This is a genomic window from Aeromicrobium sp. 636 (genome assembly GCF_024433585.1).
GTDB lineage: Bacteria > Actinomycetota > Actinomycetes > Propionibacteriales > Nocardioidaceae > Aeromicrobium > Aeromicrobium senzhongii.
This window is the reverse complement of the sequence record NZ_WNJU01000001.1, coordinates 1,035,299-1,046,582: the sequence shown is the minus strand read 5'-3', so window position 1 is coordinate 1,046,582 and position 11,284 is coordinate 1,035,299. Positions and strand designations below refer to the sequence as shown.

The following is an 11,284-nucleotide window of genomic DNA, read 5'->3' as shown; positions in this document are numbered from 1 at the left end:
CTGATGGACCTGCACACCGTCGAGACGTTCCGGGCGGCCGGGACCGACCTGCGCCTGGCTCCGGGCGAGACGTGGGTGGCCGGCGGTACCTGGCTGTTCTCCGAGCCGCAGCCCGGTGTGCGCGGCCTGGTCGACCTGACGGTGCTGGGCTGGCCGGCGTGGGAGGAGCAACCCACCGGGGTGTCGATCGCGGCCACCTGCACCGTCGCCGAGCTCGTCGAGCGCGCGGAGACGTCCGACCTGCCGGCGTGGACGGTCGCGCGCCCGTGCGCCGAGTCGCTCGTGATGTCGACCAAGATCTGGGGCGCGGCGACGGTGGGCGGAAATGTCTGCCTCGCGCTGCCGGCCGGTGCGATGACGTCGCTGCTGGCGGGACTGGGTGCCACGGCGGTCGTGCTCGGGACGGCGGGGGAGCGCCGCGAACCGGTGGCCGACCTGGTGCGCGGGGTGCGGCGGACCTCCCTGGCCCCCGGCGAGGTGGTGCGGTCCTTCGAGATCGACCGCGAGGTGCTCGCCCGTCCGGCCGCCTTCCGGCGCTTCGCGCTCACCGACATGGGCCGGTCCGGCGGTGTCGTCATCGGCCGGCCCGTGGGCAACCGCGTCCTCGTGACGATCACCGGCGCGACCCGGCGACCGTGGGTCCTCGACGTCGATCGCGGTTCCGTCGACGAGGTCCTGGGCCTGGTCGGCCGGTGGTACGACGACCCCCACGGTGCCCCGGACTGGCGCCGGGCCCAGACCCGCCGGTGCGTGCACGAGATCCTCGAGGAGCTGTCATGACCCGCATCAACGGGACCCCCGTCGACACGTCGCCCCGCCCGGGCCAGTGTCTGCGCACGTTCCTGCGCGAGCACGGGGGGACCGAGGTCAAGAAGGGCTGCGACGCCGGGGACTGCGGCGCCTGCACGGTGCTGTTGGACGGGAAGGCCGTGCACTCGTGCGTGACGCCGGCCGTGCGAGCCGTGGGTCACGAGGTCACCACGGTCGCGGGCCTCGGTGCGTCGGATGCGCTGCACGACGTCCAGCGCCGGTTCGTCGACGCGGCCGGGTTCCAGTGCGGGTTCTGCACCGCCGGCATGGTCGTCACGGCCGCGGCCCTCGACGAGGGTCTGGAGGACCGCGAGCCCCGGTGCCGGGCGATGAAGGGCAATCTGTGCCGCTGCACGGGATACCGCGCGATCCACGATGCCCTCGCGGGGACCGTCAACGTGCAGACCCCGAAGGACGGGCAGGCCTTCGGCACGTCGACGCGGTCGCCCGCGGCGGGGCGGATCGTCAGCGGGCAGGAGCCGTACACGCTCGACCTCCCGGCCCCCGCGGGCCTGTTGCACGTGGCGGTGCTGGGCAGCCCGCACGCCCACGCCCGCATCGTGAGCATCGACGTGCGCCGCGCGGCCGCGCTCGACGGCGTGCACCTCGTACTGACGCACCACGACGTCCCGGGCGTCCTGTACTCCACCGGTCGTCACGAGAACCGGCTCGACGACCCGGACGACACGCGGATCCTCGACCCGGTGCTGCGCTTCCACGGGCAGCGGGTCGCGGTCGCGGTGGCCGAGAGCGTCGCGCTGGCGCAGGCCGCACTGGCGCTGGTCGAGGTCGAGTACGAGCTCCTGCCGGCCGTCTTCGACCCCGAGGAGGCGCGACGTCCCGGCGCCCCGGTGCTGCACGGCGACAAGGACCCGGCCGAGTCCCGCGTCGCCGACCCGGCCCGCAACGTCGTCGCCCAGCTGCACGACGAGCACGGGGACGTCGAGACGGCACTGGCCTCGGCGCACGCGACGGTGTCGGGCACGTGGCGGACCGGACGGGTCTCGCACGCCCAGTTGGAGACCCACGGCGGCCTGGGTTGGCTGGACGACGACGGCACGCTCGTGGTGCGCACCAGCACGCAGGTGCCGTTCCTGGTGCGGGCCGAGCTGGCCCGGTTGTTCGACCTGCCGGCCGAGCGGGTGCGGGTCATCGCCGCCCGCGTCGGGGGCGGCTTCGGCGGCAAGCAGGAGCTGCTCGTCGAGGACCTGATCGCGCTGGCGGTGCTGCGCACCGGGCGCCCGGTCCAGTACGAGCTCAGCCGCGAGGACCAGTTCACGATCGTGCCGTGCCGACACCCGATGCGGGTCGAGGTCACGCTGGGTGCGGACGCCGACGGCCACCTGGTCGCGATGAAGCTCGACGTCCTGACCGACACCGGTGCGTACGGCAACCACGCGATCGGCGTGATGTTCCACGGCTGTCACGAGTCGGTGGCGCAGTACCGCTGCCCGAACAAGCGGGTGGACGCCGAGGCGGTCTACACGAACCAGCTGCCCTCAGGGGCGTTCCGCGGTTACGGGCTGGGTCAGGTGATGTTCGGACTCGAGTCGGCGATGGATGAGTTGGCGCGCGAGCTGGGGATCGACCCGCTCGAGCTCCGTCGCCGCAACGCCGTCGTGCCCGGCGATCCCTTCGTCGTGACGTCGGCCGAGCAGGGCGACCTGCAGTACGGGGGCTCGTACGGCCTGGACCAGTGCATCGACCTCGTGGACGAGGCGTTGGCGTCCGGACGAGGCCTCCCGGCGCCCGCGGGATGGCCCACCGGCCGCGGCGTCGCCATGGCGATGATCGCGACGATCCCGCCGCGCGGGCACTTCTCGCACGTCACCGTCTCGGTCGACCCGGCCGGTGTCTACACGGTGGCGGTGGGCACGGCCGAGTTCGGCAACGGCACCACGACGGTGCACGTCCAGCTCGTCGCGACCGAGCTGGGCACGACGCCCGACCGCGTCCGGGTGCTGCAGAGCGACACCGCGTCCTCCGGCTACGACACGGGCGCGTTCGGATCCACGGGCTCGGTGGTTGCGGGTCGCGCCGTGCAGACCGCGGCCGAGCGCCTGCACGCGGAGCTCCTGACCCTCGCGGCACGGGCCGCGGGCGTCGACAGCGGCCACTGCGCGATCCGTCGCGACGGAGTCCTGCTGCCCGACGGGACGCTCGTGCCGTTCGCGCGGATCGCGCCCGAAGGAATCACGGCCGACGGCAGCCACGACGGCACGCCGCGGTCGGTCGCGTTCAACGTGCACGGCTTCCGGGTCGCCGTCGACCCGGCCACGGGCGAGGTCCGGATCCTGCAGTCGGTGCACGCCGCCGACGCGGGTGCGGTCATCAACCCCGAGCAGCTGCGCGGCCAGATCGAGGGCGGCGTGGCGCAGGGGATCGGCTCGGCGCTGCAGGAGGAGATCGTGGTGGACGACGGGATCGTGGTCACCCGGACCTTCCGCAACTACCGCGTCCCGCAGATGGCCGACGTCCCGCACACCGAGGTGCTCCTGGCCGAGACCGTCGACGCACTCGGCCCGCGAGGGGCGAAGTCGATGAGCGAGGCGCCCTACAACCCCGTGGCCCCCGCGCTGGCGAACGCGATCACCGAGGCGATCGGTGTGCGGCCAAGGGAGCTGCCGATGACCCGGGACCGGGTGTGGCGACTGGCGCAGCAGGTCAGCGGTGCAGGGGACCGCCGGTCCGACTGAGCGGGAGACCGGTCGCCCCGTGCCGGACGGCGAGGACCTCGGCGAGGATGGCCACGGCCGTGTGCTCGGGCGTCGAGCCGCCGAGGTCGAGCCCGATCGGCGAGCGCAGCCGCGCGATCTCGGCGGTCGTGGCCCCCAGTTCGCGGAGCGCCTCGACCCGGCGCTCGTGCGTGGCGCGCGAGCCCATCGCGCCGACGTACCCCGCGCCGGCACGCAGCGCGGCGAGGATCGCGGGGGTGTCGTGCCCGAGGTCGTGCCCCAGGACGCAGATCGCGTCGTCGGGCGCCCAGCCCCGCTCGGCGATCCACGCGGCGGGAGGGCCGACGACGACCGCGGTCGCGTCGGGGAAGCGCTCCTTCGTCGCGAACGTGGCGCGGTGGTCCAGGACGGTCACGGCGAAGCCGGCGCGTGCGGCCAGGGCGCCCAGTGCCACACCGAACTCGACCGCGCCGACGACGACGAGGTGGCGTGGCCGGCGCACGGAGAGCGTCACCACCGGGTCGTCGGCGCAGCCCTGGCCGAGGGCGTCCAGCGACAGGGTCGCGTCCAACCCGGCGGCGGCGCGCTCGACCTGGTGCCAGGCCGCGTCGTCGAGCGCGGCGACGTCGCTGATGAGGACCTCGACGGTGCCCCCGCACATCAGGCCCGGCTCCAGCCAGTCGCCCACGCCGTAGCGGCGCCGCCGGGCCGGTCCGCCCGCGAGGACCTGCTCGCACTCCGCCACCAGGTCGGCCTCGACGCACCCGCCCGAGATGCTGCCGGCGACGCGCCCGGTGTCGTCGACGGCCAGGGCGGCGCCGACGCCCCGCGGGGCGCTGCCGTCCACGGCGACCAGGGTGGCCACCGCGACCCGGCGGCCCTCGGCCGACCAGGCTCGAAGGGTGGTGGCGATCTGCAGCATGGGGCGACACTAAGAGACGCGTGTTTCATGCGGGGGACGGCGACGAAACGGACAGGAAACACCCGCTTGCGACGATGACCGTCCGCCCCGTCCCGAAGGAGCTCCATGACGCGACAGCACGACATCCGGTGGTTGGGGACGGCGATCGACCTCGCCGTCGAGAACGTCGACGCCGGCGGCGGGCCCTTCGCCGCCCTGGTCGTCCGCGGGGACGAGCTGATCGCGACGGGCCGGAACCGGGTCACCCCGAACCTCGACCCCAGCGCCCACGCCGAGGTGGTCGCGATCCGTGCCGCGTGCCGCGAGATCGGCGATTTCTCGCTGGCAGGACTGACCTTGTACACGTCGTGCGAGCCGTGTCCGATGTGCCTGGCGACCTCGCTGTGGGCCCGGGTCGACCGGGTCGTCTACGCCGCCGACCGTGACGACGCGGCGCGCGGCGGCTTCGACGATCGCGAGTTCTACGACCTGTTCGCCCGGGATCGGTCGACGTGGCCGACGGCGGTGGTGGAGGCCCGTCCGGCCGACGCCGAGCGACCGTTCACCACGTGGCTGTCCAAGGCCGACCGCGTCCCCTACTGACCGCCGAGGATTAACGCCCACGTAATCGGCTGCGTCGAGACGTGAAACGAACCGCTCATAGCGTCACGGCCTGTCACGGGGGTTTCGTCGCAGCGGTCGAACAGGTCGCTCGGACTAGGGAGTTCACACCATGAAGATGTCGTTCCGTCGAGGTCATGGCGCGCGGTGGGCCGTCGCGCTGTCGGCCGCAGCACTCACTCTGGCCGCGTGCGGCTCCGACTCCGAGGACTCGGGTTCGGGTTCGGGTGGAGAGGCCGACTTCGGCGCGCTGACCGTGCAGCTGTCGTGGGTCAAGAACGCCGAGTTCGCGGGTGAGTTCATGGCCGACTCCAAGGGCTACTTCGCCGACGCCGGCTTCTCCAGCGTGAAGCTCAACGCCGGCCCGGGCGCGACCGAGAACCTGGTGGCGTCGGGCAAGGCCGACTTCGGCCTGACGAACGCCGTGACCGCCGCCCAGGTGATCACGCAGGAGGACGCGCCGCTGAAGATCATCGGCACGACCTACCAGAAGAACCCCTTCACGATCCTGTCGCGCAAGGACACGGGCAACATCGCGACGCCGGCGGACCTCAAGGGCAAGAAGATCGGCGTGCAGGCCGGCGGCAACGAGATCTTGTTCAAGGCGCTGCTCTCGGCCAACGGCATCAAGGAGGACGAGGTCACGATCGTCCCCGTCGAGTACGACCCGGCCCCGTTGGTCAACAAGGAGGTCGACGGGTTCGTCGCGTACCTGACCAACGAGTCGATCCTGGTGGCGTCGCAGGGCATCGAGGTCACGAACCTGCCCTTCGCCGACAACGGGCTGCCGTTCGTCGCCGAGTCGATCATCGCGACCGACCAGACCATCGAGGAGGAGCCCGAGATGGTCAAGGCGTTCCTCGAGGCCGAGATCAAGGGCTGGAAGGACGCGTGCGCGGACCTCGAGGCCGGCGCGAAGCTCGCCGTCGACGAGTACGGCAAGGACCTCAAGCTCGAGCTGCCCAAGGAGATCGAGCAGAACACCGTGCAGTGCGAGGACCTGATCAACACCGACGAGACCGCGACGAACGGCATCTTCACGATCAGCGACGAGTTGCTGGCCGAGAACCTGAAGTCGCTGGCCGGTGCCGGCATCGACGTCGAGGCCGACGAGGTCTTCGACCTGTCGCTGCTGGACGAGCTCTACGAGGAGAAGCCCGACCTCAAGGGCTGACGGATCCATGCGCACGCCCGAAGTGCTGGCCGCGTCCGGTGCCGTGGGAGCCGATGGCTCCCTCGGCACCGGCGTCCGCCTGCAGAACCTGACCAAGACGTTCACGATGGGGCGCAAGAGCGTCACCGCGCTGGACGACGCCACCCTCTTCACCGACCGGGGCAGCTTCCTGTCGCTGCTGGGTCCGTCGGGCTGCGGCAAGTCGACGATCCTGCGCATCCTGGCGGGTCTGGAGAAGCCGACCAGCGGCACGGCGCTCGTCGACGGGAAGTCGCCGTTGGAGTTGCGTCGCAACCACGAGCTGGGCATCGCGTTCCAGGACTCGGCGCTGTTGCCGTGGCGCAGCGTGCTGTCGAACATCCGGTTGCCCTTCGAGGTCTCCGGGCGCACGCCCGACGACGCGCTCGTGGCCGAGCTGATCCAGCTGGTCGGGCTCGAGGGGTTCGAGAAGGCCAAGCCGGCGCAGCTCTCGGGCGGCATGCGCCAGCGCGTCTCGATCGCCCGGGCGCTCGTGGTCAAGCCCTCGGTGCTGCTGCTGGACGAGCCGTTCGGTGCGCTCGACGACATGACGCGGCAACGGCTCAACGTCGAGCTGCTGCGGATCTGGACCGAGAAGCCCGCGACGACGCTCATGGTCACGCACGGCATCTCCGAGGCGATCTTCCTGTCCGACCAGGTCGCGGTGATGAGCGCACGCCCCGGCCGGGTCGTCGAGGTCATCGACGTCGACCTGCCCCGCCCGCGGGTGCCCGAGATGATGCGAACCCCCGAGTTCCACGCCCTGCACGACCGGGCCTCGGAGCTGTTGTTCGGCGTGCACGGAGTGGCTGCCGATGGCCAGTGAGTCCCGGACGAGGACCGTCCTCACCGGCTCGATCGGTCTCGGGGCGATCGTGCTGGTGTGGGCCGTGGCCGCCGCGACGGTGTTCGCGGACAAGGCGATCCCGACGCCGTGGGGCGTGATCACCGGGTTCGCCGACGACGGCTTCGAGTTCTACCGGAGCAACTTCACCGGCACGGTGACCGAGGCGGCCATCGGCTTCTTCTGGGGCAACCTGATCGCCCTGGCGCTGGCGGCCGTGGTGCTGCTCGTGCCGGTCTTCGAGAAGGTCGTCACCCAGATCGCCGTGATCAGCTACTGCGTACCGATCGTGGCCGTGGTCCCGATCCTCTACATCGTCCTCGGGCCGCCCGAGGCGCCCACGGATCCGTCGCCGACCGCCGTCGTGCTCGCGGGCGTCTCGGTGTTCTTCACGACCGTCGTCGGAGCCGTGCTCGGCTTCCGCTCCACCGACCCGACGAGCCTCGACGTCGTCAGCGTGTACGGCGGCGGGCGCTGGAAGCAGATGACCAAGGTGCAGCTCATGTCGGCGGTGCCGGCGATCATCTCGGCGCTGCAGGTCGCGGCGCCGGCGGCGTTCCTCGGCGCGATCCTGGGCGAGTACATCGGCGGCCTCGACCGCGGCGTCGGGCCGGCGTTGGTCAACGCCCAGCAGAGCCTCGACGTCGAGCGCGCCTGGGGGATCATGTTCGTCTGCGCGCTGGTTGCGGGTCTGGCCTACGCGACCCTGGGCCTGGTCGGCCGGATCTTCGCCTCGTGGTCGGCGGGGACGTCGATCCCGGGTTCCTCGTGGCTCCGGGGAGGGACGGCATGAGCGCGGCGGCTCCGGTCCGCGAGAGCGTCGCGCTGACGATCGGCCGCGGGGTGGCCCGCGCCCTCGGCAACGCCCTGCTGGTCGTCGTCATGGTCTACCTGCTGTGGATCCTGGTCGTGGGGCTGGTCGACAACCCCTTCGTGGCGAAGGGCCCCGGGGACGTCGCCGAGTACCTGATCACCGGCGACGACGCCGCCCAGCACCGCTCCGAGGTGATGGGTCAGCTGATGGTGACGCTGCGCGACGCGGCGATCGGGTTCACCGCGGGCATGCTCGCGGCGCTCGTGCTGGCGGGCGCCATCGTGCTGTCGCGCGGCGTCGAGTCCACGGTGATGCCCGTCGCGATGATCCTGCGTGCCGTGCCGCTGATCGCCCTCGCGCCCGTGATCCGGCTGATCTTCGGCCGGGGGATCTCGACGGTGGCGGTGATGAGTGGCATCGTCGTGCTGTTCCCGGCGCTCGTCGGCATCGTGTTCGGGCTGCGCTCGTCGAGCAAGCAGATGCACGACGTCGTGCAGGTCTACGGCGGGAGTGAGCGCGACGTCCTGTTCAAGGTCTCGTTCCCGTCGGCACTGCCCTCGCTCTTCGCGGCGATCCGGATCTCGGTGCCGGGCGCCATCACCGGCGCTCTGATCGCCGAGTGGCTCGCCACCGGGAAGGGCATCGGGTACGCCGTGGTGTCAGCCGCCGGGCAGTCCAAGAACAACGAGGTCTGGGCGCTGGTCATCGTCGTGACGCTCGTGTCGCTGCTGCTCTACACGCTTGCGCAGGTGCTGGAGACGTTCGTGCTGGCGCGGTACGGCAAGGACGCGGGCCGTGCCTGACCGGTCGGTCGGCATCGTGCTGGCCGCGGGGGAGGGGCGCCGGTACGGCATGCCCAAGGCGCTCGCCCGAGCGTCCGACGGGAGGCCGTGGTGCGCGCGGGCGGTCGACACCCTGGTGGAGGGCGGCTGCGACGGCGTGGTCGTCGTCCTCGGGGCGATGGCCGAGACGGCACTGCACCTGGTCCCAGCGCACGCCGAGGTGGTGCTGGCACGGGACTGGGCCGCCGGTCCGGCGGCGTCCCTGCGTGCCGGGCTCGCCGCGTGCGGTGCCGAGGTCGCGGTCGTGACCCTCGTGGACCTCCCGGATCTGACACCTCGGTCCGTGGTGCGCCTGCTGGCGGGCGCGGGCGACACGACGGTCGCCCGCGCCACCTACGGCGGACGGCCCGGCCATCCCGTGGTGATCGGCCGGCAGCACTGGCCGGTGTTCACCGACGACCGGCGGCCGGGCGAGGTGCTGGCCGCGCTGGGCGCGGTGTCGGTGGACTGCAGCGCACTCGGCGGCGGTGACGACGTCGACCACCGCCCCCGAGATTTGCTCTGAATCTCACCTTTCATCTCCCGCGAAAGGTGGAATGCGGAGCACATCTGGGGACGTCAGCTCTCGGGCTCGGGGATGAACTCGCGCACCTCGAGGACGCAGCGGCACGCGGCCGCGAACGTGGCCGCCCACTCCAGGGCGTCCTCGAGCGACTCGACGTCGACCACGCCGAGGCCCGCGAGGTGGCTGTGGCGTTGGGGGTCGGGGCCGTCGGCGACCGTGCCGTCCGGGTAGACGACGGTCGAGAGCTCGTGGTGCATCAGCCCGCCGCCCAGGACCCAGGCGTCGGCCGCCCGGGCCTGCTCGACCGCGGCATGGGCCGCCGCGACCACCGCGGGGATCTCCTCCTCCGGGATGTCCATCGCGCCCTCGGCGAACGAGATCAGGAACTTGGACATGCTCAGTCCTTCCGATCGTCCCCCGCCGGCCGGTTCGGGCCGCTACCTCCAGTGTGGACCCGCGAGCGGTCGCCCAGCCGTCCTCGCAGTGTTAGACCTGAGGGATGGACGAAGGCACACGCAGGCGCCGAGGGGCCGGCGCCGCGGTCACGGGACTGGCAGCAGCGGCGCTGGGCGGAGTGGCGGTGCACGACCTGACCCAGCGCAAGCACGCGCTGCTGCGGAACTTCCCGGTGATCGGTCACTTCCGCTACTGGGTCGAGACGGTCGGTCCCGAGCTGCGCCAGTACATCGTGACCAGCAACGACGAGGAGCGGCCGTTCTCGCGGGACCAACGCCGCTGGATCTACGCCAGCTGCAAGGGCGAGAACAACTACTTCGGGTTCGGCACCGACAACGACGTGGAGCACAGCTCGGGCTACCCGATCATCAAGCACCGCACGTTCGCCGGTCCGGGCGCGAGCACGTCGCGGCACGGCAGCGAGGGCGTCCCCCTGCCGTCCGCCAAGGTGCTGGGCGGCCCGCGTGGTCGGCGCCACGCCTTCCGGCCGGCCTCGGTCGTGAACGTCTCGGGGATGAGCTTCGGGGCGCTGTCGGACCCGGCGATCCAGGCGCTCAACGAGGGCTCCGCCCTGGCCGGCTGCACGCAGAACACGGGGGAGGGGTCGATCGCGCCGGCGCACCGCCACGGCGGCGACCTCGTCTTCCAGATCGGCACGGCGTACTTCGGCTGCCGCGACGAGCAGGGCCGCTTCGACCTGGGGCGGCTGGTCGACCTGGTGCAGTCGGCACCGGTGCGGGCCATCGAGATCAAGCTCTCCCAGGGCGCCAAGCCCGGACTGGGCGGGATGCTGCCGGGGGCGAAGGTCGACGCGACGATCGCCCGGATCCGCGGCATTCCCGAGGGGGTCGACTGTGTCTCGCCGAGCCGGCACACCGCGTTCGACGACGTGGACTCGATGCTCGACTTCGTGGAGACGATCGCCGACGCGACCGGGCTGCCGGTGGGGATCAAGTCGGCCGTGGGCAACCTGGGCTTCTGGGACGACCTGGTCGAGCAGATGGTCCCGCGCACCCGCGGTGTCGACTTCCTCACCATCGACGGCGGCGAGGGCGGCACGGGGGCCGCGCCGATGATCTTCGCCGACTCGGTGGCGTACCCGTTCCGGATCGCCTTCACCGAGGTCTACAAGCGGTTCGCGGCCGCCGGGCTGACCGACGACCTGACGTTCATCGGGGCCGGGAAGCTGGGCCTCCCCGAGAACGCGCTGGTGGCTTTCGCCCTGGGTGCCGACCTGGTCAACGTGGGCCGCGAGGCCATGTTGTCGATCGGCTGCATCCAGGCGCAGAAGTGCCACACCGACCACTGCCCGGTCGGAGTGGCCACCCAGAACCCGCGCTACACCCGCGGGCTCGACCCCACGCTCAAGAAGCACCGGCTGGCCGGCTACGTCCTGGCGCTGCGCCGCGACCTGCTCAAGGTCGCCGAGGCCGTCGGCGTCGTCCACCCGGGCCTCATCACGGCCGACGACATCGACATCCTGGACGGCCAGCGCTCGAAGGTGTCCCTGCGTGAGCTCTACGGCTACGAGCCCGGCTGGGGTGAGTTGGGCCAGGGAGTGCAGGCCGAGCTGCTCGACGTCATGGTGTCGGTGGGGGAGGACCAGGCGTCATGAGCGCCGGCG

At 71.9% G+C, this 11,284-nt stretch carries 11 protein-coding genes; 9 read left to right on the top strand and 2 right to left on the bottom strand.

Annotated elements, in window-relative coordinates; genetic code table 11:
- Positions 1-3 precede the first annotated feature (3 nt).
- Positions 4-780, top strand: a complete 777-nt coding sequence (locus GL325_RS05095; RefSeq protein WP_187768798.1) for an FAD binding domain-containing protein — start codon at positions 4-6, stop codon at positions 778-780.
- Positions 777-3,506, top strand: a complete 2,730-nt coding sequence (locus tag GL325_RS05090) for a molybdopterin-dependent oxidoreductase (RefSeq protein ID WP_187768797.1) — start codon at positions 777-779, stop codon at positions 3,504-3,506. The genes GL325_RS05095 and GL325_RS05090 overlap by 4 nt, the downstream gene beginning before the upstream one ends.
- Here GL325_RS05090 and GL325_RS05085 read toward each other — a convergent pair.
- Positions 3,475-4,407: an XdhC family protein gene (locus GL325_RS05085; RefSeq protein WP_187768796.1), complete on the bottom strand. Its 933-nt coding sequence runs from the start codon at positions 4,405-4,407 to the stop codon at positions 3,475-3,477. The genes GL325_RS05090 and GL325_RS05085 overlap by 32 nt on opposite strands.
- A 105-nt stretch (positions 4,408-4,512) precedes the next feature.
- Here GL325_RS05085 and GL325_RS05080 point away from each other — a divergent pair, with 105 nt between their 5' ends.
- The 6 genes from GL325_RS05080 to GL325_RS05055 all read left to right on the top strand — a co-directional run bounded on the left by GL325_RS05080 (position 4,513) and on the right by GL325_RS05055 (position 9,204).
- Positions 4,513-4,989: a nucleoside deaminase gene (locus GL325_RS05080; RefSeq protein WP_187768795.1), complete on the top strand. Its 477-nt coding sequence runs from the start codon at positions 4,513-4,515 to the stop codon at positions 4,987-4,989.
- 130 nt (positions 4,990-5,119) lie between these two features.
- The gene (locus GL325_RS05075; RefSeq protein WP_187768794.1) at positions 5,120-6,181 is read left to right on the top strand and encodes an ABC transporter substrate-binding protein; all 1,062 of its coding nucleotides are present in this window, start codon (positions 5,120-5,122) and stop codon (positions 6,179-6,181) included.
- Positions 6,182-6,188: 7 nt separating this feature from the next.
- Positions 6,189-7,025: an ABC transporter ATP-binding protein gene (locus GL325_RS05070; RefSeq protein ID WP_187768793.1), complete on the top strand. Its 837-nt coding sequence runs from the start codon at positions 6,189-6,191 to the stop codon at positions 7,023-7,025.
- Positions 7,015-7,836: an ABC transporter permease gene (locus GL325_RS05065; protein ID WP_187768792.1), complete on the top strand. Its 822-nt coding sequence runs from the start codon at positions 7,015-7,017 to the stop codon at positions 7,834-7,836. The genes GL325_RS05070 and GL325_RS05065 overlap by 11 nt, the downstream gene beginning before the upstream one ends.
- A complete protein-coding gene (locus tag GL325_RS05060) occupies positions 7,833-8,660 on the top strand; it encodes an ABC transporter permease (protein WP_187768791.1) in 828 nt (275 codons plus the stop codon). The genes GL325_RS05065 and GL325_RS05060 overlap by 4 nt, the downstream gene beginning before the upstream one ends.
- Positions 8,653-9,204: an NTP transferase domain-containing protein gene (locus tag GL325_RS05055; RefSeq protein ID WP_255955603.1), complete on the top strand. Its 552-nt coding sequence runs from the start codon at positions 8,653-8,655 to the stop codon at positions 9,202-9,204. The genes GL325_RS05060 and GL325_RS05055 overlap by 8 nt, the downstream gene beginning before the upstream one ends.
- Before the next feature lie 53 nt (positions 9,205-9,257).
- On the opposite strand, the gene GL325_RS05050 is transcribed toward GL325_RS05055, so the two are convergent.
- The gene (locus GL325_RS05050; protein ID WP_187768790.1) at positions 9,258-9,599 is read right to left on the bottom strand and encodes a YciI family protein; all 342 of its coding nucleotides are present in this window, start codon (positions 9,597-9,599) and stop codon (positions 9,258-9,260) included.
- A 104-nt stretch (positions 9,600-9,703) separates the two neighbouring features.
- Between GL325_RS05050 and GL325_RS05045 the strand changes: the two genes are divergently transcribed.
- Positions 9,704-11,275, top strand: a complete 1,572-nt coding sequence (locus GL325_RS05045) for an FMN-binding glutamate synthase family protein (protein WP_187768789.1) — start codon at positions 9,704-9,706, stop codon at positions 11,273-11,275.
- Positions 11,276-11,284 lie beyond the last annotated feature (9 nt).